Origin of the sequence: Streptomyces sp. NPDC001315 (assembly GCF_042896175.1) — a bacterium.
In the GTDB taxonomy this organism is placed as follows: Bacteria; Actinomycetota; Actinomycetes; order Streptomycetales; family Streptomycetaceae; genus Streptomyces.
In genome coordinates this window covers 64,835-85,974 of sequence record NZ_JBIAWZ010000001.1, presented here as the reverse complement: position 1 = coordinate 85,974, position 21,140 = coordinate 64,835, and the positions used below count along the sequence as shown (strand labels likewise).

The following is a 21,140-nucleotide window of genomic DNA, read 5'->3' as shown; positions in this document are numbered from 1 at the left end:
CGGACGGTTGCCCCTGGCCCCTATCGTCGGGCACGCCACCGGTGTTACCTCAACCGATTAAGCCAACGGTGCACTTATGGGCGGAATGCCCCCGGATGGGTCTGCTCCCGCACCGACACGTACTGCTGGCGCACCGCCTGTCCCACCGCCAGCTCCTCGCCGGGCTCCAGGACCTGCGCGGCCGCGCCCTGCCAGGCGGGCGGGGTACGCGGGTCGAGGGTGCCCTGGGACACGCCGAGTGCCCAGGCGGCCTGCCGGGCGGCGCCGATCGCCGCGTAGTCCGCGGGCTGCGGCACCACGACCTGCGCGCCGAACAGCCCGGGCGCCGCGGCCTGCACGGCGGGCAGCTCGGCCGCCGCGCCCAGCAGGAAGACCCGCCGCACCTCCACACCCCGGCCGCGCAGCACGTCGAGCGCGTCCGCGAGCCCGCACAGCATGCCCTCGAACGCGGCCCGCGCCAGGTGCTCGGGCCGCATCGACTCGCGCCTGAGACCCGCCAGGGTCCCGGCGGTGTGCGGCAGGTTCGGCGTCCGCTCACCCTCCAGGTAGGGCAGCAGCACCAGGCCGTGGGACCCCGGAGTCGACTTCATCGCCAGGTCGGACAGGCCCTCCAGATCGGCGAGGCCGAGCAGTTCGGCGGTGCCGCGCAGGGCGCGTACGGCGTTCAGGGTGGTGACGACCGGCAGATGCATGCCGGTCGCGTCGGCCAAAGAGGTGATCATCCCGCTCTGGTCGACCAGCGCCTCGGGGTGGACGGCCATCACCGAGCCGGAGGCCCCCAGCGACACGACGGCGTCGCCGAGCCCGAGGCCGAGCCCGAAGGCGGCGGCCATGGTCTCGCCGGTCCCGGCGGAGATCAGCAGCCCCTCCGGAGTCGTACCGGCCGCGTCGGACGGCCCGATCACCTCGGGCAGCATGGCCTGGTGACCGAGCGCCAGCTCGATCAGGTCGGGCCGGTAGCCGCCGGTGGCGGCCGACCAGTACCCGGTGCCGGAGGCCCCGCCCCGGTCGGTGGTCCGGCGCACCGGCCGCCCGAGCAGCTGCCACACCAGCCAGTCGTGGGCCTGGAGCAGGACGGCGGTGCGCAGCGCGTTGTCGGGCTCGTTGCGGGCCAGCCAGCGCAGCTTGGTCACCGGCTGCGCGGCCTGCGGCACACAGCCCACCGCCTGCGCCCACGCCTCACGCCCGCCGAGGGCGTCCACCAGGTCGGCCGCGGCGACCTGCGCCCGCTTGTCGCCGCCGACCAGCGCCGGACGCACGGTGTTGCCCTGTGCGTCCAGCGGCACGATCGCGTTCTGCTGCGCGGACACGCCGATGGCCTGCACGCCTTCGAGGAGCCCACCGCCCGCGGCTTCGCCCAGGGACAGCAGCCAGGCCTGCGGATCGACGTCGGCCGGCCGCCCGCCGCTCTCGCCGCCCTCCACCGGATGCGGCGCATAGCCCTGCCTGAGCACGGCTCCCGTGTCCGCGTCGCAGACGACGATACGAGTGAAATCGGGCGCACTGTCCAACCCGGCGACTATCCCCATGGCCAAATTCTGCCGCACCGGGAGAGGTGGCCGTGCCGGGTGGAGCCTCAGGGATGCCGCAGGTTCGTGTGATGCCCGGCACCCATCCCTGTGACCTGCGTTACGTGTTGCTGGTGCCCCAGTCGTCCGCGCCCGCTCCGTCGGTGTTCCGCGCCCGCAGCGTGCGGACCCGGTCCGTGACCGAGTCGGGCATCCGCTCGCCCACCTTCGCGCTCACCGCGTGGTACGCCTTGCCCGCGAACTGGCGGCCCTGCTGGGCGGCCGACTCCGCGGTGTTGCGCACGGCGGGGTTCTGCGCGACCTGACGTGCGGACTTCTTCAGCTGCTCGTAGCGCTCGCGCCCGGCGCGCGTGCCCAGCACGTAACCCAGGACGAGTCCGGCGACGAACGTGAGCCGGTAGCGCATGGCGACCGCCCTTCCCTTGCGTAGGTCTTTGGCGCGGCATCGGGGCCACGGGGAACCGATTGGCGAAGCACCCCCCTGCTTGCGCTAATGTATGTGTCGCAGCGAGCGCACGCCCCCTGGCGAATACCCAGGTAGGTACGTTCGATGCAACGAGGCATTCCTCCGTAGCTCAATTGGCAGAGCAGCCGGCTGTTAACCGGCAGGTTACTGGTTCGAGTCCAGTCGGGGGAGCTCGGTCCTCCGTAGCTCAATTGGCAGAGCAGCCGGCTGTTAACCGGCAGGTTACTGGTTCGAGTCCAGTCGGGGGAGCATGCTGAACGAGGACCCCTCAGGGGTCCTTTTTCATGTTCGGGGGAACCGCGCAGGCGGCAGCGCGGTCCTCATGGTCATGCGAAGTCGACCATACGAAGCAGGAGATCGTATGAGCGGCTATGCTGCGGCAGACGGCGCGCACACATGTACGCGACACGCCGTACGGGGCGGTAGCTCAGCCGGTTAGAGCAGCGGACTCATAATCCGTCGGCCGTGGGTTCGAGTCCCACCCGCCCCACCACACCTCTCCCAGGAGAACCGTTTCTACCTGCGAGAGCCCGTCAGCCTCGCGTCGCGCGGGGCTTTCGTCGTCCTTGGAGACCGCCGGCCGGCCCGTCGCGGGCCCGCTGCCGACCCGAAGGGCGAACGATCATCGCGTGCGGCCCGCCGTGCGCATGGCAATGAGTTGCTCACGCTGAGTAACCGGACCGTATGGGCCTACCAGAGACTCGGCGCGCGTGCTGCCGCGGCCGGTGTGCGCGATGCGTCGGGGACTTACTTCCATCGCCAGCACACCGTGTAGGCGAGAGACGGATAGTCCGAGGGCTTCCACGTGGTCCAGCCGTAGTTTCCGCAGAAGGCGCCGGCGTCGTATCGGCTGGTGCGCCCGTTGACCACCACGTTCGAGGCGGCGCAGGAGCCGACGTTGGTGAAGGTCACGTTCTGGCCGCTGCCGGACTTGAGGAGGCATTCGTTCTTCGTCGCGTATCCGGCGTCGTCGGGGTAGTTCATGGACAGGCAGAGCAGCACGTCGAGTCCTGAGTCGCTTGCGACCCCGAAGTGCTTCCACTGGTTGTAGTGCGGCCAGGAGTTGCACTTCGAGTCGTCGCTGGTGCCTCTGTAGGTGGCCAGGACCTTGAAGTTCCCGGTCTGGCAGGTTTGGGTGCTCCATGGGCCGGTGCCGCTGGAGCCGTAGACGCAGTCACCCTGGTGGGCGTGGTAGGCGGTGCCGCCGGGACTCTGATAGCTCAGACACAGCACGAGGTCGTTGCGTGCGGAGGACACGCTCTCGTCGTTGTCGGTGACGTTGTCGCAGCTGGACAGGTCGGTCGTGTCGGAGTAGATCCGCACGACCTTGAACGCCCCGTCCGTGCAGTCGGTCGCGACGAGGTCGGGGTCGTCGCTGGTCCCGTCGTCGTGGAAACAGGACCCGACCTCGGCGTCGGCGATGGCGTCGGGGGTCGGGGATTCCGACGGTGTATCGGGTTCAGAGATCGCGGGTTCAGAGGTCGCGGGGTCGGGGTCTACGGGGTCGGGGTCCGTGGTCGCGGGGTCGGTGGGCAGGGAGTCGGGCACGGCCGGGAAATCCGACACAGCCGGGGTGACGGACCCGGAAGCCGTCCCGGAATCGGACTGGTTGGAGTGCGTGGCGGCGAGAGCGAGAAGCGCGACGAGTACGACCGCGACGCTCGCGGCGAATCCGGCTCCGGTTTTGGCTGGTTTCCTGCCCGGGGCGGCGGCCCCTCCCGGCAGGGGACTGCCCGGAGTGCGCCGATTTTGCCGCGTTCGCCGGGTTTGTCGAACCGGCGCCGACGCTGCCCCGGGGCCGGGTCCGGCCGGCGCCGATGCAGGAGCGGTCGATGCTGTCGTGGCGGCGGCTGCGAGGGTTTCCGCCCACAGAGCCGGAGTCGGACGCCCGGTCGGGTCGGGATCGAGGCTGCTGTGGGCCAGGTCGATGAGTGCCGGGCCGACGGGTGCCAGCGCGGCGGGGTCGGTGGCGGTCTGGTCACGGGCGATGAGGCGTACGGCGAGCAGGGCGAGCTTGTAGACGTCGCTGGCGCGGGTCGCCTTCTCCTCTCCGTCGGGGATCTGCCAGTCGGGAGTCTCGGCCTGGGGGAGGACGGTGACGCCCCGAAGACGCATGGCATCGGCGTCGATGAGGAAGCACTCGGCGTGCGGGGCGGTGGCGAACAGCAGGTTCTTCGGGGAGAGGTCTCCGACGGTGATGCCGAGGCGGTGGAGCCGGCTGAGCGTCGTGGCCAGGTCGCCCAGGATGGCCAGACGGTCCCGGCTGCTGATGGTCAGGCCGATGCCGGCCACGTAGGCGTCGTCGTTGAGGAGATACTCCACGGTGGCGAGTCGCTGGGTTCCGCTCGCTCCGCCGAGGTTCTGGAACGCGAACCGGAAGCGCTCGGGAACGGCCCGCATGAGGAACCCGCAGGTGTGCCCCTGACGTTGGACCACGGCCGCGGGCCAAGCGGTCCTCTCGCACAGCCACTTGGCGTCCGCCGCGTTCAACCCGCCGATCAGCTCGGCTCTCGACGCGAGCGCGTCCGCGCGCAGGGCGGGCAGTACGGCAGGACCGTACTCCTTGTAGACCACGTCCCAGCCGTCGCCCGCCGCCTCGTTGATCTTCCGGTTCGTGACCTCGTAGACCGTGCCCTGGCCGCCCTGGCCCAACTGCTTTCCCAGGGCGAGCTCGTGATGTTCGACCATGGGGGTTCGCGGGGAGTTCACCACTGTCCCTCAGATGTCGTGGGCCAGATCGTCAACAGGGTCCTGTCGTCGTCGAAGGTCTCCCGGGAGAAGTCCAGCAACTGCGCGAACCACAGGGGTGGCGGCGGGTGCGCGAGGTGACGGGCGAAGAGGGAGCCGACCTGGCCGTCGCCGTCGCCGAGCGGGTCGGCGAAGCCGTCGGTTCCGATCAGCAGCGCCTCGTGGGAGGAAAGGCGCCTGCTGGTCTGCTCGAGCGGATCGGGCACGTGGGGCAGGGGCGTCACCGTGCTGGACACCAGGAGGACGTCCGACCCCGTCTTGGTGGGGAACAGGGGCAGGAACTGTCCGCGCGAGCGGTCCAGGGTCCATGCTCCCGAATCCCCGATGCGGCACAGCTCGACCAGAGGCCCACCGGGTTGAGGGCGGACCACGCCCGCCACCAGCGTCGTCGCGTACAGGCCGGCCACCTCGCTGAACTCCGGGTCCCGTCCGCCGAGGCGCCACCGCGTCAGCTCACGCAGTCGATCGGCCGCGTGGCAGGCCACGTCACGCAGGTCGATGAGTTCTCCAGGCCGGTCGAGCAGGTGGAGCAGCCGATCCAGGGCTGCCTGACAGGCCGCTACGGCGCCCTGCTCGGAACTGGACGCACTGGAAACGCCGTCGGCGACCGCGAAGACGATGCTGCCGGTGGCGGTGTGTACCGCCGCTCGTGCGGCGTCCTGTCGCGGTTGCCGGTAGTAGCGGTGCTTGGCACCGCGCACCGAGGCGAACCGCATGGCCAGCTCCGTGGTCGACCAGCCGTCGCATTCGGTGTCCGGGAAGTCGAAGTCGTACTGGCCAGGGGGCAGCGCCTCGAACTCCGGCCCCGGGGTTCCGATCACGATCCGGTGCCAGGGCGCGGGGTGCGTGGGGTGCGCCGGGGCTGATGCCTTCTGTGTTCCAGCGGGCGCGAGGGCGTTCTCCGGGGGCATGTTCACGGTCACACCTCGTCGATCGCCATGGTGAACTGGTCCGGCCGGTTGACCACGAGCTGCGGGCTCGCCGAGTTCAGCGCCTGCCCGGAGGCGACCAGGCTGGCGGTCAGCGAATGGAAGAACTCGGAGATGGCCTGGCCGATGTCGGTCCCGGCCTTCGCGACGAAGGCGAATTCGGGGCGGGTCGCCACTTCGAGCATGGTGTCGGCCCGGGCGTCGCCCATGCCGCAGGCGATGATGTTCGGTGCCGTCGGCGTCTGGGACTTGTCGGTCAGCGCGGCGTGGGGGCCGCGCCAGGACCCGCCGTCGGTGGGCTGCCCGTCGCTCAGGAGGAACACCACGGGGCGGTGCACCTTGTATCCCTCGCCGCGCAGCCACTGCACATCGGCGGGAATCCGATGCAGCAGATCCTCGAACACGGCCTTGTAGTTCGTGAGTCCACGGATCTCCATCCGGGGCAGGGTGCCCTCGGTACGCATGTCGGCCACGGCGAGCCGCACCTGCACGTCGTCGGAGAACCCCAGCACCGCCAGCCGCAGCTTCGCCGCGACCATCGGCTCCGCGCGAAGTCCCTCGCACAACGACACCAGTCCGTCGGACAGTTCCTCCAGGTACGGACTCATCGAGCCCGACTCGTCGGCCAGTACGTAGGCCGGCAGCAGTACGCCTTTTGTCTCGGACATCCGGATACGCCTCCTCAGTTCTCGCTCGTGATTGATCGCGGCAATTTCAGTTGGGTCCGCGGAAAAGAAAACGACGCCTCACTGCTCGCGGGTCGAGGTCAGACGGAAGTGAGGGCCGCCCAGCTGTTCGGCTGTCGGCTGATCGTCCGGCAGCAATGATCCGTCAAGCCACCCCGCGAGGAAATCGGTGAGACTGCCCTCGAATTCCCAGAATATGTCCGCGCGGCTACCTGTTACGATCCCCGAATCCTGTCCCCGGTGAACCTTCCAGTAGTAAACATCTCCAGAGGTCGACATCCCCCATGGAAAGAGACCGCCTTCGTTGGGGTGGGGAAGGAACTCCGCTACTCCGCAATCGTGATTGTCTTGGAGTACTGTAAGGAGGTCTCGAGCTTCCTCGATGAATTCCTGCTCCATCGTCGGCCTCGGCGCGAGCACTGACAGGAAATCGCAGAGTGAGAACTCTGGATAGAACTCTGCAAGTTCCTTGAAGTCCGTAGGGAAACGGAATTCCAGCTCGGACTCCAGCGTTGCCCAGTCGAGGGACAGAGCCGCAGGCCGGCGTTGTCGGGACAGGCCCGGGAGGGCGGCCTCCAGGTTTCTTACGGTCATCAGCAGGTCACCTGCCAGCCCTTGGTGTTCGCGACGTAGGCATTGAAGAGCATTCCGGTGGGAGTGAAGGCGGTCATATTGATTCCGTTGGGTATGTCTCCGCTGGAGTTGTCCACCTGTCCGGAGTACAGGACCGGTCCTTTCAGTGCAGACTTCTTCATGGCGTTCTCGCATCGCTTCATTCCGCTCAGATTCATGCGGCTGTACCCAGGGAAGAGGTTCTCCCGCCGCCACTCCCCATGGAAGGTGTCCGCGAATATGTGCGTCCGGTGCAGTCCGAGATTGCTCCGGTATCCCTGGACGTAAACCGAGGCGCTGTCATCACGCTTTGATCCCGGAGTCTTCACGTCTTGCGGGCAGATCAGGGCGACTACGCCTGTCGACCTTCCCTTGTTGAGGGGCTGGTATATGGTTCTCTCGGCCTGAGGGGTATCGCATTCGAAGTCATCGATCTCATTGTTGCCCCGGGCGGGACTGCTCAGGCTTGCCCGCAACGCCCTCAACACGCTGGGAGTGAAAGCGCGAGGTGTTGCGCCGTCGGCTGGGACAGTCACGGTCCCGTCTATGACGACCGGGCGGCCGTCGAGCCTCGCGGTGGCCTGGCCGCCGTGGGCGAGGGCCTTGTTGAAGGCGATCCTTTCTTGGGAGGTGTTGGCGGTGCTGGTCTGGATTTCGATGGCCTTGTAGTGGCCGTTTTCCTCGGGCAGCAGGCCGTCGTAGGTGGCGGTGGGTGCCAACTGTGCGGCGGCCGATGCCGACTGCTTCGAAATCGTGCTCGGCGAGAGCTGTGCCACGACGGGCTGGAATTTCACGGGGACTTTGTTCTTCACCGCGTAGTAGCTGATGGAGGCGACCTGGCCGGCCCGTGAGGTGGCATCGCCGCCGGGGGCCTGGGCTGCCTGGGCGGTGGGCTCCAGGGGCCCGGTCGCGTCTCCGCCCCGGGCCATGGACGTGGCTTGCGTCGGTGGGGTGTCGAGCTGGTCCTGGAGCGCGGTCGCGATCTCCACGAGCAGTTGCTGATGCTGCCTCTCCACCTGCTGCTGGTCGGACCTCCAGGTCGCGACCTGTGCGTTGTGGTCGGCCATGTCCGTGGTCAACCTGGCCTGCTCGACGCCGAGTTGGGCTTCCTCGGCGTCGAGCTGCTGCTGCTCCGCATTGATCGATGCCGTCTCCTGGTGCAGCGCGACGCCCTCGGCGTCGAGCTTTTCCTTCTCGGCCACGGCCGCTTCGTACGCGGCCTGCTGATCGGGCACCACGTAGTCGTGCGAGGTGGAGTTCCAGGCATCCACCTTCGCCTCGTAGGCGTCCATCTTGCTGTTGTGGGCTTTCACCCGGGCAGCGCAGGCGGCGTCCTTGGCGTTGTACGTGTCGGTCCGCGAGTTGACCTTGGCCGCCTTTTTGGTGAGTGACTGCTTCTCGGTGGTCAGTTCCGTCTTGCGTCGCTCGAGATCTTTGACCTTGTCGTTGTAGGGGATGACGTCCTTCAAGACGATGTCGGAGGGAAGGCCGCCGCTCACGGAGACTGGTGCGGGAACCTCGGTACTCGCCGGCGCGGTTGCCGTGCGGGGCATCGTCGAGGTCGCGGCCGCTGCCGGGCCCGCGCTGAGGACCGGCACGAGCAGCGCCGTGAGAGCCGGCACGACAGCGTGGCGTCCGCTGTTCCGACGGGACCGGGATGTGCGGTGGGTCCTCTCACCTCCGGTGTTCATCCGCGCACCTCGGCAGCGATCCGCCGGGTGAGCGCCTGGACGGTCGACCGCCCGTCGCCTGCCTCACAGATCCCCACTTGTAGGAGCGACTTGCCCTTGAGCTGTGCCTGGCGATAGCAGGCCCAGCCGTTGCCGCCGTCCTGGGTGGCTGTCCAGGAGACGCTGTTCGAGGTGGTGCCGTCGATGCGATAGGTCCACTTGGAGCCGCGGCCGTCCTGGTCGGTGCGGACGGCCGACGAGCAGGAACGAAGCCCTGCGGTCAGCGTACGCAGGAGAGCACCGGCCTTCTCACGATCGGGATAGACGCCGACGACCTGGGTCATCGTGTAGTTGCCGAGTCCTCCGGCGTCCTGGTAGGTGGCGGACAGGAAGGCTGTCCAGTCCTTGCCGAAGACTGCTCGGGTGGTCGGCCCGACTGCGATGGCGCAGCTCGATGGATCGGCGGCCAGGGCTGGAGCGGGCTTGCTCGCCCCGGAGCCGGAGGTGAGGGACATCCCTGTCAGCCGGCTCGCCTCGTCCGGAGTGAGCAGCGCGGCGTGCACCGTCCCGGCGACCAAGTGCAGTGGGACCGGGGCGGATTGGCTGGGCCAGCACCACCAGCCGACGCCGGCCAGCGTGAGGCAGGGCAGCACGGCGACGAGCGGCAGGCGCCATCGACGTAGCGTCGGTCCGATGCGACCCCGAGTGCGGGGAGGCCGCGGCGCGGGCGCCTGAAGAGGCGAAGGCGATCCGGTCGAGATGCTCGGACCGCCGCTGGTGCCGGGACCGTTCGGCTTGGCCGGGGCGGGTGCGGTCAACTGGGCAGTCCCTGCTGGAGACTTGAAGGTCGGCGCCCTGAGAGCCGGTGTCTTGAGAGATGCCGGTCGTCCCATGGGGGGTGGTGTGGCCCGCGGGGTTTGTTGCCAGGTGGGAAGCTCCGGCTTCGTCTCCCGGATGGCCCGCTGTGGTGCGGCGGTCGGCTGCCCAGGATCCTGCGTGGCGTCTGTCATGCGGGATGCCTCCATTACGTCGACGACTGCGACGACTGCGACGACTGCGACGAGGACGTCGAGTACGTCGACGACTCTGCTGCCGCCCGTCGCCCCACGTAACCTGAGGGCTCTCAGGGTCTCCGCGATCTCGGGCGGATGACGTGGACGACATGGGGCGAGCAGCATGGAGACGGTCATCGTTCAACTCCCGGAACCTCCGGGGGCGGCTGCCGTGCGGCACGGCCGGCCCCGGCAGCTCGCCCTGGGACCGGGGCAGACGGCCACGTTCGGGCGCGGGGCCGGAGAACGGCCGGTCGACATCCCCCTCTTCGGCGAGGGTGTGTCCCGCTACGCGGGGGAACTCACCGCGAGCGACGACCACTGGCGGCTGACCAACTTCAGCCCGCGCACCACGTACGTGGTGGAGAACCTGGAGGGCGGCGGCGAGTACGTGAAGGTCGCCCCGCGCCGCATGGGCGCGCCCATCCCGTTCGAACTCTCCCGCGTGGTGCTGCCGTTGACCGACGGTTTCGTCCGGTTCACCGTCTTCGCCCCGCGTCACACCTTCCTCGACCCGGGACCGGAGGCTCCCGTGAGCCGCTCCGCCGAGTTGACCCTCATGCCCTTCGTGCTCGACCCCACGGCCAAGTACTTCCTGGTGCTGCTCGCCCTCTGCGAGCCCCGGCTGCGCGACCCGTCCAGCCTCGCCATCCCCAGCGTCCCCGAGGTCGTCAGCCGACTGCGCGCGCTTCCCAGCTGCGCTGACCTGACCGTGTCCGCCGTCAACTTCCACATCGACTACCTGGCGGGCTCCAAGCTCAAGGTGCGAGAGCGCACCGGCACGCAGGACAGCCCGCGCCTCGACTGGAAGCGCGAAGCCCTCGTCTCACTCGCGCTGCGCTTCGACCTGGTCCAGGAGAAGCACCTGCAGATCTTCTGGGACTCGACCGCATGAGTGAGGGGTCCGTGCCGGTACCGCCGGGCGTGCCGTCGCCGGGCGGCGTGTCACCGAGCCGACCGGACGACGGCCCCGGCTGCCTTGTCCCCGGAGCTGAGTGACGGTTCGTCAGCGTCGTTCCGTGGATGGGGCTTTCTTGGTTTGCCGCAGCCGAATCTGGCAGACTGCACCCCCGGTTGACAGCGGTTGACCGGGTGCGATCTGGGGGACGGGTGTGTGGGATCGGGGCACCGTGCTCGGCGGGCGTTACACGCTGGCCGAGCGGATCGGCGGCGGCGCCATGGGCGACGTCTGGCGGGCCGACGACACCGTCCTCGAACGCCGGGTCGCGGTCAAGATCCTGCGCCCGGAGCTGCTCGACGACGCCAGGTTCGCCAAGCGTTTCCGTCGTGAGGCCCTGATCCTCGCCTCGCTGGACCATCCCGGCATCGTCGACGTCCACGACTACGGCGAGAACGCCCTCGGCGACGGAAGCCGGGTGGCCTACATCGTCATGGAACTCGTCGAGGGACGACCGCTCGACGAGTTCCTCAAGGAGAGCGGGCCGCTGCCACCCGAGCAGGCGCTGGCCACCACCGCCGAAGCGCTCGAGGCGCTGCACGCCACGCACCGGCGGCAGGTCGTGCACCGTGACATCAAGCCGTCCAACCTGCTGATCTGCACCGACGGCCGAGTGAAGGTCACCGACTTCGGCCTCGCCCGCGACCTCGCCACCTCCAAGATCACCCCCGAGCACGCCGTCGTCGGCACCGCGCTCTACATCGCCCCCGAGCAGGTCGAGGGCCATGGCACCACCCCGGCCTCCGATCTCTACTCGATGGGCGTCGTCTGCTACAGGATGCTCACCGGGAAACTGCCCTTCGACGGTGAGCGGGCCATCGAGATCCTGGTCAAGCACGTCCAGCAGCCGGTGCCTGCCCTGCCCGCCGACTTCCCGCAACCGGTGCGTGACTTCGTCGCCACCGCCCTCGCCAAGAAGCCCGAGGACCGCTTCCCCGACGCCGCGACGATGGCCGCCGCGGCCCGTACCGCGGCCCCTGCGGCGGCGAGTGGCGCGGTGGCCGACGGTGCGGTCGTTCCCCCGGAGTCCGGTGGCGCGGCCGAGGCCATGGTCGCCCCTCAGCAGGGACGCTCGGGGCGTGGGCGCCGCCGCGTGCTCATCCCTTTGCTCGTCGCCTGCGCCGTCACGGTGGTCGTCGGAGGTGTCGTGCTCGTCGCCCCCTCGCTCTTCCGATCCCACACGAGCGCACGCGGCAACGAGGCCTCCGCGTCCGCTTCCATCTCCTCGTCCACTTCCGCGTCCGGTGCCCATGGCACCGGCGCGTCGCCCTCGGCCTCCCGCTCACCCAGCGCCTCGCCGTCAGCCTCCGCCACGAAGAACGGCAGCGCTGAACCGGTGGGCCTCCCGCCCTCGTCCCCGTCCACCTCGTCGGCGGCAGGAGGTTCCTCCGTCGTGCGTCCGAGCGCGTCCGCGACCATGGAGCCGAGCGCGTACCCGATCGCGGGCGTGAGCATGAGCGATGACTCTGCCGCGATCAAGGGCTCCGGGGTCTCCGCCGGACCCGCCGGCGGCTGCACGGCCTGGCTCGACAACGCCGGCTCCGGCAACCTGTACGGGATGCTGAACACCAGCTACTTCGAGACGTGCCACGCCGAGTTGATCCGGGACGACGGGCTGACCGTCGGCCTCGCGGCATCGAGCGGCGCCGAACGCACCAGCGTGATTTCGGACATCGGCCACACCATGCGGATCTGCGTCTGGCAGCAAGGCGCAAGCGCCGACAAGCAGTGCTCCGCCATCGTCGTCATCCACGACGGCACCCCCACGGCACAGTGACCAGCGTCTCCAGGACTCTGTGTGTGCCTGGGGTTTCCGGGCTTTCGGGTGCGACCGTCAGGTGACACGGAAAGCCGAGCCGGGCCCGGAGTGTTCACGGGCGCGGCTCGGCGGTGTGAGGGGTGTCGCGGTTCTAGTGCCGGTGGTTTCCGATGGTGATGGGCCCGCTGGTCCTCGTGCCGACGCGGTTGCCGTAGAGGACGTCGCCGGTGGACCTCTTCCAGATCTTGATGTGGAAGGTGTCCGGGCTGTCGGTGACGGTGATCCGGAACTGGTAGCCGCCGCTGCCGTCGACCGTGCCGGAGCCCTGGTAGACCGCCTGGGCACCGGTGATCACGAGCCAGTCGGAGCCGGTGGAGCGGAACGTGAGGTGGGCGGGGCCGAAGACGAACGTGGCCTCTCCGGTGGGGGTGGTGGCCCCCTTCCGGTACTGGACGTCGAAGGCGAACGCCGCCTTGCCGGTCAGTCCCGGCTCGGCCGGGTAGGCGCCGGTCGGAGAGGTGATCGTGCCGGCACCGAGTGCCGGTCCGGCGGCACGGTCGTACGCGATCAGCTCGGGGAGCGTCGTGCTGTCCGTGCCTTCGTCGTCGTCGGTGACGGTGATCACCGGGCGGTGAATGCCCGCCGCGGTGTAGACGTGCTCGGCGCGGCAGCCGGAGTCGGTGACCTTGCCGGGTGCCGGGTGGGTGCCGTCCTTCCAGTCGACCGTGCAGGTGTGGGTGTCGGCGGTGCCCGGGTCGTCGAAGGAGGCGGTGACGACCGTGGGGCTGCCCACCGGGAGGGGGGAGCCGGGGTCTGTCGCGGAGGTGATCGACGGGGCGGCGTTGGAGACCGTGACGGTGGCGGTGTCGGTGCTGCGGCCGCCGGTCAGGGTGACCTTGTAGGTGCCGTTGTCGGCGCAGGTGACGGTCGTCCGGGCCGCCCCCGGGTCCGCGACGGTGCACGGGGCGCCCTCCTGGACCGTCCACTTGGGCGTGCCGGCTCCGGAGACGGTGCCGGTGAGGGAGATCGCGTCGCCCTCGGTGCCGGTGGCGTCCGGGCCCGCGTGGACGATGGTGACCGGGTCGATGCCGGTGAGGGTCGGGACGACCAGCTTGATCAGGCCGTCCGAGTCGAACTCCAGCTTGTCGACGGTCGTTTCGCGGTGGGTGCCGTCACCTCCGGGGATGGCGAAGCGGTGATAGGCGATGTACCAGTCGTCGGTGTTCGGGACGTGTACGACGCTGTGGTGGCCGGTGCCCTTGATGCCCTGGGAGAGGTCCTTGGAGAGGATCACGCCCTGCTTGGTCCAGGGGCCGGTCGGGGAGGGGCCGGTGGCGTAGGCGACGCGGTAGTTCTCGTCCCGGGTGTCGTTCTCCGACCACATGAAGTAGTACGTGCCCTGGCGCTTGATGACGAAGGAGCCCTCGTTGTAGCCGCTCGGCGTGATGTCCTGGACCTTCGAGGTGTCGATGGACGTCATGTCGGCGCTCAGCGGCACGACGTAGGCGTGGCCGTTGCCGAAGTACAGGTACGACTGGCCGTCGTCGTCGGTGAAGACCGCCGGGTCGATCATCTGGCCGCTGAAGTCGCCTGCCTTCAGCAGCGGTTCGCCCAGGGCGTCCTTGAACGGTCCGGTCGGCGAGTCGGAGACCGCGACGCCGATGTTCGCGTCGGCGCAGAAGTAGAAGTAGTACTTCCCGTCCTTCTCGGCGATCGTCGGCGCCCAGGCCCGGCTGTCGGCCCAGCTGACGTCCGGTCCCAGGTCGAGGATGACGCCGTGGTCCGTCCAGTGGACCAGGTCGGTGGAGGAGTACGCCTTGAACTGCGTGCCGCTCCAGCCGTCGAAGCCGTCGGTCGTCGGGTACATGTAGAAGGTGTCGCCGAAGCGCACGATGTTCGGGTCGGCGTTCAGGCCCGGCAGCACCGGGCTCTTCATGATCAGCGCCGAGACCGTCCAGGTGCGCTTCGTGCCGTCGGAGCCCGTCACCTCGTACGTCACCGGCTTGGTGAAGTCCTGGACACTGCCGGAGGCGGGGCTGACGGCCGCGCCGTGGGCCAGGGTGAACTCAGGTGCCAGTGAGGTGAGATCGGCGCCCTCCTTCATGGGGAGCGTGATCTCGCTGTCGGCGTTGTCGATGATCGCGTCGACCTTCAGCCCCGGCTGCGTGGCCTTGGCGATGCCCGCCGTGTTGCCGCTGAGCTCCATGACCTCCGCGGCCGACAGGGCGCGGCCGTAGATGCGGAAGTCGTCGACCTCGCCGCCGAAGTACGGGTCGGCCGAGTACAGGGACTTACCGATGTAGCCGCTGTAGTCCTTGCTCGCGTCGTACAGCTCGGACGGCTTGATGGTGGTCGTCGTGCGCGCCGCCTCGATGCCGTCGACGTAGAGGACCATCGTGCCGGTCGAGCCGTCGAGGGTGACGGTGACGTGCCGCCACTCGCCGGGGGTGAGCTGCGAACCGGCCGTCAGCTTCGACTCCGCCGACCAACTCGCCTTCGTCATGGCCGAGTAGAGGCTTGAGCCGCCGTTGGACGGGGTGGCGAACAGGTACTTGTCGCTGTCCGGGCCGAGCCCGAACAGCCACTGGAAGGCGTCGCCGCCCTTCCATCTGGCGTACGTCGACACGGTCACGCTGTCGGTGTCCTTGAGCACCCCGTTCGGGATCTTCACGTACGGCGAGGTGCTGGAGGTGCCGGCACCGCCGGACATCTTGAACGAGCCGCCCTCGACACCGCTGCCGAAGTCGGGCGTGTGGACGTACGTGCCGTGGTAGCCGTGTCCGCTGGAGTCACGGGCGATGTTGCCGCCGGTCTCGTCGAAGTCGTAGTGCAGGAGCAGGTCGGCCGGGACGTCGGCGCCTTCCTCCGACACGGTGACCTCGGCCTGGACCGGGATCGCGGTGCCGTCCGGCAGGCTGCCGGTCACGGTGAAGGTCCCGGCCTGGGCGTACGCCGACGCCGGGACGTCGTCCCAGGTGACGGCGACGGGCCGGTCGACCCCGTCGGCGTACTTCGCGATCACGGTGGCCGGCAGGACCGGCGCCTGACCGGTCCTGGTCTTCACCTTCACGCTCTCGACGCTCTCCACCAGCTGGTCGGGCTGGTAGGCGCGCAGGAGTCGGTCGTACTCGGCCCGCGTGACCGGCAGGACCGTGCCGTGGCGCGGCTTCGACGGCAGGTCGTAGTCGGTGACCGGGGTCCAGTTGCCGGAGTCGAGGTCCGTCGTCTCGAAGGGGAGGTAGCCCCGGCCCCCGAACTCGTCGAGGAACGCGTACCACTTCTCCTCGGTGTTGGACTTGAACACCAGCGGGCCCTCGGCCGCGCTCATCGCGCCCTTGCCGATGCCCTCGGCGACCGCGTCCCAGGAGGGGTCGAGGATCGAGTCGCTCTTCTCCTCGAAGATGAACTTGCTGTTGGGGGTGGAGGAGGTGTTGTTCCGCTCGTCCTTGGACAGGCGGTAGTACGTCCCGTCGTTCTGGATCATCGTGGAGTCGATGACCGAGTAGCCGCGGTCGATCCACACCTTGGGCTCGCTGAAGGTGTAGAAGTCCCGGGTGGTCGCGTACATCATGCGGTTGTACGTGTCGCCGGAGTGCGCCTCGTTGTCGTACAGCTTCGACGCCCAGAAGACCACGTACTCGCCGAGCTTCGCGTCGTAGAACGCCTCCGGCGCCCAGGTGTTGCCCGCGCTGTCCGGAGAGATCTTCACGAGTCGCTGGTTCGTCCAGTGGACCAGGTCGGTGGACTCCCAGATCATGATGGACTTGCTGCCGGTGCGCTGGGCGGCGTCCCAGTCGCCGTTGCCGTAGATCCTGAGGTCGGTGGCGATCTGGTAGAACTTGTCGCCCTCCGGCGAGCGGATGATGAACGGGTCGCGCAGGCCCTTCTCGCCGAGCGTGGAGGTGAGGACCGGCTTGCCGTCGTTCAACTCCCGCCAGTTCAGCGGGTCGTTCCCCTTGCTGAGGGCGGAGTGGAGCTGCTCGCCGTCGGCGGTGCCCTCGCCGGTGAAGTAGCTGAACATGTAGCCCTTGAGGGCTCCCTGGGCGGGAAGTTCGGGCACCTTGGCCGTCAGGACGCGGGTCGCGTGGGCCTCGCCCTTGGTGACGGTGGCGGTCAGGTCGACGGTGGCGGCGCCGTCGCCGTGCGCGGGGCGGTGCACCAGGCCGTCGGCGGCGACGACGTCCGGGGCGGCGGAGGACCAGGTGACGGTGGTGCCGTAGGCGCCGTCGGTGGGGAGGGTGAGGTTTCCGCGTACGTCGTCGAGGTTGTGGACGGTCAGGGCGTCGGCGGCCTGCCGGGTGGCGGTGGTGTCGTCGAACGCGGCGAGGACCGTGACGTCAAAAGTCCTGGTGTCGGTCACGGTGCCCTTCGTCAGGGTCGCCGTGAGCGTGGCGTGGCCGTCCGGTGAACCGGCGGCCGGGCGGGTCACCTTGCCGGCGTCCGAGACGACGGAGGTGTCGTCGCTGGCCCAGCTGATCGCGGAGCCGCCCGCCGTGCCGGTCTTCGGCAGGTCCAGGTCGGCGGTGACGGCTCCGGTGTCACCGAGGCTCAGCGCCGCCTTGTCGTCGGCGACGCCCTGTGTGCCGACGGGCAGGGCCAGTTGCTGGACCTCCGAGCCGGCCAACGCCCGGTCGTAGACGCGGAAGTCGCGGATCCGGCCTTTGAAGAGCTTGTCGCCGGAGTAGACGGACTTGCCGATGTAGTTGGCCGTGGTGCTGCCGGAGCCGATCGTGCCGGGGGTGATGGTGACCGACGTGTTGCGGCCCACCTCGACGCCGTCCTCGTAGAGCAGGCCCGTGCTGCCGGTCTGGGTGTAGGCGATGTGCTTCCACACCGCACGCGTCAGGTTGTGGGAGTCGGACGGCTTCGTCGTCTGCTCGGTCGCCCAGTTGCCGGTCGCGACGGACGTGCGGAAGGAGTTGCCGGTGGTGAACAGATAGCCGTTCCCGCTGCTTCCGCTGGAGTTGCCGAAGCCGTAGAGGAAGTACGGCGTGGTCTGCGCCGAGTCGATCAGTACGTCCATGGAGACGGTGATCGAGTCCATCCCCTTCATGACGTCGTCCGGCACCTTGATGTAGGTGTCGGAGCCGTTGAAGGCGAGTCCCTGACCGGATGTCGACCAGTCGGCGGTGCCGTTGACCGTGCCGTTCCGGCCGTTTCCGGAGCTGTCGGTCACGGTGCTGCCGGAGTCGGCGTCGAGCTTGTACCGCAGGGCCAGGCCGTCGGTGATCTCCGCGGCTTCGGTCGTCTGCGCCGCCTGCGCCGCCTCCTCAGCCTGTGCGGGAAGGGCGGGTCCGGCGATGGCCAGGAGCATCGAGGCGGTGGTCAGTCCGGCGAGCCGGCCCGCCCGACGTATCGCCCGGTCGCGAAGTCGTGCGATGTGCGTCATGTCGAGAATTCCCTGCTGACACATGGCTGATGACGAAAGGAAGGCTGAATGCGTTACGCGGAGGTGACGTCGTGTTGCGAGAGTGTCAATCGGCGTACAGCGGGGCGTCAAGAGTTTTCGAACAATGTCCGACAGGCCGAACAGGCTCGTCGCCGCTGTTGGTTGCCGCGGGAGCAGGCTCCTTCAGGTCGCGCGCGGGCGAGGGGCATGCGGAAGGCCCTCCACCTGGCGGAAGGGCGCAGGTGGAGGGCCTGGGTGGCGGACAGCTCCGGCTACTTCTCGGTGCTCGGCTTGGGCTGGTAGGCCTTCTTGCCGCAGTCGTGCACGTCGATCCGCACGACCTGGGGGTCGTGGTCGCTCGCCTGGTCGGCGAACTCGGAGTTGATGTGGACGACGTCGTAGTCGTAGTGGGTGATGGAGGGGCTGGTCAGGATGTGGTCGAGGGTCTGGCTGTTGCCGTCGTATACGTAGCTGTAACGCTCGTCCACGGGCAGGGTGTTGATGAGATCGGTGAGGACGTCGCCGTCGTCGGTGAGGGTCTTCACCGCGTCGGAGAACTCGTAGTCGTTGAGGTCACCGAGGGCCACGATCTGCGCCGTGGGGTCGGCGGCGAGGAGGGTGTCGACGAAGGCGTTCTCCTCCTCGGCCTGGAGCCCCCGCTGCGTCTCCGAGGAGCGGGTGGGCTCCTGGTAGCGGCCGTGCATCGGCTCGTCGCCACCCTTGGAGTTGAAGTGGTTGGCGATGACGAAGACGGTCCTGCCCTGGAACCTGAACTCGCCGGCGAGGGGCTTGCGGCTGTTGTCCCAGGCGGTGCTGGTGGGGTCGATGCGGCCGGGGGAGGCGGAGAGGTGGGCCTGGCCCTTCTTGTCCTTGACGACGGAGACGGCGGTGGTGGACGCGTCGCCGTCGCCGGCGCGGTCGACGAAGGAGACCCGCTCGGCGTTGAAGAGGAAGGCCTGACGGATGTTGCCGCCGGGCTCGCCACCGTCCTTGTCGTTGACCGGGGCGATGTAGCGCCAGGAGTACCGGGGGCCGCCGGCGGCGACGATGGCGTCGGTGAACTCGGTCAGGGTCGCCTCGGACGTGACGGTGCCGTCGTCGGTGGCGCCGTTGTCGTCCTGGATCTCCTCCAGGGTGACGATGTCGGGCGAGGAGAGGTTGGTGACGATGCCCTTGGCGAGGCGCGCGAACTTGTCGTCGCTGTCGGTCGGGTCGAGGTTCTCGACGTTGTAGGTGGCGAGCGCGAGCTCGTTGCCCTTCTGCTTGCGCGTCACCTCCTGCTCGAGACCGTTGTCGACGGCCGTGCCGGTGGTGGCCGCGGTGGGGGCGAGCAGGTAGCCGCCGTAGGAGGCGTAGTCGACCGGGCCGGTGGTGGTGCCGGCGAGCTCGTCGCCGACGTTGAGGGTCGGGGTGGAGCCGTCGGCCGCGACGATCTCGATGCGGCCGGTGTTCTGCTGGTCGTAGGCGCCGTAGACGGTGCCGCCGCGCTTGGTGGGGTTCTCCTCGGGCTTGGCGGTGACGAACATCTCGCCGTAGGTGTTGGTCGCGCCGACCACGCGGGCGTCGGTGACCGATGCGCGCATGCCCTCGATGGACTCGTAGAAGTCCTGGGAGTAGACGGCCGGTTCGAGGGGCAGGGCGTCGATGCTGCCGCCGCCGTTGGTGGGCGTGTACGCGTCCGGGACGGTGGAGTCGTCGAGGGTGACCGCGTCCGGGAGGGCGTTGCCGGTGGAGAGGGTGGTGGAGACCGGGCTGCCGAGTTCGGTCACCGACTGGGTGGTGGAGGACGGGTAGTACTCCGAGATCTTGCCGCTGACCAGGACCGAGTCGCCGACGGAGACGGTGGGGGCGGCGGAGCCGGTGTAGACGAACAGGCCCTCGCTGGTGGCGGCGTCGGCGTCCGGGGCCGGGTCCTGGATCCAGTAGCCCTTGCTGCCGGTGGTACGGACGGCGGTGACGATGCCGGGGACGCCCACGACGCTCTGGCCCTTGAGGGGCGAGACACGGGTGGTGCCCTGGATGTCGTGGATCCGGAACGCGCCGGGCGAGGTGGGACCACCGGAACCGCCACTGCCGCTGCCGCCGCTCGCGGTCTCGCCCGCGCTGTTGGTGGCGGTGGGCGTACCGGCGGTGAAGTCGGCCGAGTTGTCGTCGGTGTCGGCGAGCGAGGCGGCCCTGGACACGGAGGTGGTGTTGCTCGCCGTCGGTGCGGCGGTGCCCTCGCGGACGACGGCGGTGCCGTAGCCGAGGAGGTCGACGACATTGGCGTCGCCGGTGCAGTCGGCGACCGTCTTGCAGGTCAGGGCCGTGGTGCCCTTGACCAGGGCAACGGTGCCGCTGGCGGCGGCCATGGCGATGCCGCCGGTCGCGTCGGCGGTCGGCAGCGCGGTGGTGCCGCCGGCGCCCGCGCCCTCGGAGACCAGATAGCTGCCGCCGGGGGCGAGCGAGCCGGTGAGGGCGGTGACCTGCCACAGCGAACCGGCGGAGGCGGAGGCGGGAAGGTACTGGATGCTGTACCCGTCGAGCGGGTACGCGGCCGTCGAGCGGTTGGCCAGCTCCACGAAGTCGTTCGTGAGCGTGGCCCCGGAGTTGCCGCCGCCGCCGTACGCCTCCGATATCACGACAGTCGTCGACGGCGTGGCGAAGGCGGCGGGCAGCGGCGCCACGATGACGGCCGCCGTGGCGGTCGCGGCTACGAACGCGGCGCCGGCTACGCGCGTTGCGCTGGGTCTGTGAATCGGCACGAGGGTGACTCCTTCAACGTCCGCCGGACGAACGGCGCATGAGGTGCGGGATGAACTGGCTGGGTCCATGCGATCGGCTGAGGTTACGCGCGTAGAAATGGGCGCAACAAGGGGCACGTCGTTAAATTTGTGGGTCCAGTTGCTGACGTTCCGTCTTGCGCCGTGGCGCCGTTGGATCGTCGGCGACCGGTACGGCCCGTCCGCAGTCGTTCGTCCACACCCACGGTCTGGTCTTGTGGATTCCTGCTCCGGGCGCATGGGAGGGGACTCCGTGGGCACGATGTGGTTGATCGTCGCGGCGACGAGGGTGGAGGAACCGGGTGCGGGGCAAGGGTTCCGTACCGGATGCGCAACACGAGGAGGCGTCATGAATCGTCAGGCCCGGGTTCGTGTCCGTGTCAACCGCCGGCCTGCCGCCCCACGCGACGAACAGATCGACCGCAGGACGCCCTCGGGGCGGCTCCTGCCGTACTGATCACCGGTGCGCGGCGGCCGGGCTCCCGAAAGCGGACGCGCCTGTCGCAGCCGCGGTTTCTCCGGCGTCTGACGTCGGCTCGCTCGGTCGAGGAGTTCGTCGTGCCTTGGACCTCGTGGCCGT

12 protein-coding genes and 3 tRNA genes are annotated in these 21,140 nt (G+C 69.0%); 5 read left to right on the top strand and 10 right to left on the bottom strand.

The window, feature by feature from the left end; all coding sequences use genetic code 11:
• Nucleotides 1-74 precede the first annotated feature (74 nt).
• Together ACFY16_RS00360 and ACFY16_RS00355 are read right to left on the bottom strand one after the other, a co-directional pair.
• The gene (locus tag ACFY16_RS00360) at nucleotides 75-1,529 is read right to left on the bottom strand and encodes an FGGY family carbohydrate kinase (protein ID WP_390644845.1); all 1,455 of its coding nucleotides are present in this window, start codon (nucleotides 1,527-1,529) and stop codon (nucleotides 75-77) included.
• Between the two features lie 100 nt (nucleotides 1,530-1,629).
• The gene (locus ACFY16_RS00355; RefSeq protein WP_390644844.1) at nucleotides 1,630-1,935 is read right to left on the bottom strand and encodes a YtxH domain-containing protein; all 306 of its coding nucleotides are present in this window, start codon (nucleotides 1,933-1,935) and stop codon (nucleotides 1,630-1,632) included.
• Between the two features lie 158 nt (nucleotides 1,936-2,093).
• Here ACFY16_RS00355 and ACFY16_RS00350 point away from each other — a divergent pair.
• The 3 genes from ACFY16_RS00350 (at nucleotide 2,094) to ACFY16_RS00340 (ending at nucleotide 2,488) form a co-directional block, all read left to right on the top strand.
• Nucleotides 2,094-2,166: transfer RNA gene (locus ACFY16_RS00350), tRNA-Asn, on the top strand.
• Between the two features lie 5 nt (nucleotides 2,167-2,171).
• A tRNA-Asn gene (locus ACFY16_RS00345) sits at nucleotides 2,172-2,244 on the top strand.
• Nucleotides 2,245-2,411: 167 nt separating this feature from the next.
• A tRNA-Ile gene (locus ACFY16_RS00340) sits at nucleotides 2,412-2,488 on the top strand.
• A 254-nt stretch (nucleotides 2,489-2,742) separates the two neighbouring features.
• Here ACFY16_RS00340 and ACFY16_RS00335 read toward each other — a convergent pair.
• The 6 genes from ACFY16_RS00335 to ACFY16_RS00310 form a co-directional block, all read right to left on the bottom strand.
• Nucleotides 2,743-4,704 carry a hypothetical protein gene (locus tag ACFY16_RS00335; RefSeq protein WP_390644843.1) on the bottom strand — a complete coding sequence of 654 codons (1,962 nt, stop codon included), beginning with the start codon at nucleotides 4,702-4,704 and terminating at the stop codon, nucleotides 2,743-2,745.
• Nucleotides 4,701-5,654, bottom strand: coding sequence for a protein phosphatase 2C domain-containing protein (locus tag ACFY16_RS00330; RefSeq protein WP_390646054.1), 954 nt, complete (start codon nucleotides 5,652-5,654; stop codon nucleotides 4,701-4,703). The genes ACFY16_RS00335 and ACFY16_RS00330 overlap by 4 nt, the downstream gene beginning before the upstream one ends.
• 8 nt (nucleotides 5,655-5,662) lie before the next feature.
• Nucleotides 5,663-6,340, bottom strand: coding sequence for a hypothetical protein (locus ACFY16_RS00325; RefSeq protein ID WP_390644842.1), 678 nt, complete (start codon nucleotides 6,338-6,340; stop codon nucleotides 5,663-5,665).
• 78 nt (nucleotides 6,341-6,418) lie between these two features.
• Nucleotides 6,419-6,952, bottom strand: coding sequence for a hypothetical protein (locus tag ACFY16_RS00320; RefSeq protein WP_390644841.1), 534 nt, complete (start codon nucleotides 6,950-6,952; stop codon nucleotides 6,419-6,421).
• Entirely contained in the window at nucleotides 6,952-8,592 is a 1,641-nt protein-coding gene (locus ACFY16_RS00315; protein ID WP_390644840.1) for a DNA/RNA non-specific endonuclease, read from the bottom strand. The genes ACFY16_RS00320 and ACFY16_RS00315 overlap by 1 nt, the downstream gene beginning before the upstream one ends.
• Before the next feature lie 65 nt (nucleotides 8,593-8,657).
• The gene (locus ACFY16_RS00310; RefSeq protein WP_390644839.1) at nucleotides 8,658-9,293 is read right to left on the bottom strand and encodes a sensor domain-containing protein; all 636 of its coding nucleotides are present in this window, start codon (nucleotides 9,291-9,293) and stop codon (nucleotides 8,658-8,660) included.
• Between the two features lie 523 nt (nucleotides 9,294-9,816).
• On the opposite strand from ACFY16_RS00310, the gene ACFY16_RS00305 reads away from it, so the two are divergent.
• A complete protein-coding gene (locus tag ACFY16_RS00305) occupies nucleotides 9,817-10,587 on the top strand; it encodes a serine/threonine protein kinase (protein ID WP_390644838.1) in 771 nt (256 codons plus the stop codon).
• 235 nt (nucleotides 10,588-10,822) lie between these two features.
• Nucleotides 10,823-12,427, top strand: a complete 1,605-nt coding sequence (locus ACFY16_RS00300) for a serine/threonine-protein kinase (RefSeq protein ID WP_390644837.1) — start codon at nucleotides 10,823-10,825, stop codon at nucleotides 12,425-12,427.
• Nucleotides 12,428-12,560: 133 nt separating this feature from the next.
• Here the strand turns inward: ACFY16_RS00300 and ACFY16_RS00295 are convergent, their stop codons facing one another.
• On the bottom strand, nucleotides 12,561-17,798 hold the full coding sequence (locus ACFY16_RS00295; protein WP_390644836.1) for a family 43 glycosylhydrolase: 5,238 nt from the start codon (nucleotides 17,796-17,798) through the stop codon (nucleotides 12,561-12,563).
• A gap of 272 nt (nucleotides 17,799-18,070) precedes the next feature.
• Nucleotides 18,071-20,542, bottom strand: coding sequence for a lamin tail domain-containing protein (locus ACFY16_RS00290; protein ID WP_390644835.1), 2,472 nt, complete (start codon nucleotides 20,540-20,542; stop codon nucleotides 18,071-18,073).
• Nucleotides 20,543-21,140 lie beyond the last annotated feature (598 nt).

Excerpts from the sequence above, each read along its gene's own strand:
- ACFY16_RS00295 (WP_390644836.1), bottom strand. The coding sequence starts at position 17,798 with ATGACGCACATCGCACGACTTCGCGACCGGGCGATACGTCGGGCGGGC.
- ACFY16_RS00320 (WP_390644841.1), bottom strand. The coding sequence starts at position 6,952 with ATGACCGTAAGAAACCTGGAGGCCGCCCTCCCGGGCCTGTCCCGACAA.
- ACFY16_RS00360 (WP_390644845.1), bottom strand. The coding sequence starts at position 1,529 with ATGGGGATAGTCGCCGGGTTGGACAGTGCGCCCGATTTCACTCGTATC.
- ACFY16_RS00325 (WP_390644842.1), bottom strand. The coding sequence starts at position 6,340 with ATGTCCGAGACAAAAGGCGTACTGCTGCCGGCCTACGTACTGGCCGAC.
- ACFY16_RS00355 (WP_390644844.1), bottom strand. The coding sequence starts at position 1,935 with ATGCGCTACCGGCTCACGTTCGTCGCCGGACTCGTCCTGGGTTACGTG.
- ACFY16_RS00330 (WP_390646054.1), bottom strand. The coding sequence starts at position 5,654 with ATGCCCCCGGAGAACGCCCTCGCGCCCGCTGGAACACAGAAGGCATCA.
- ACFY16_RS00305 (WP_390644838.1), top strand. The coding sequence starts at position 9,817 with ATGGAGACGGTCATCGTTCAACTCCCGGAACCTCCGGGGGCGGCTGCC.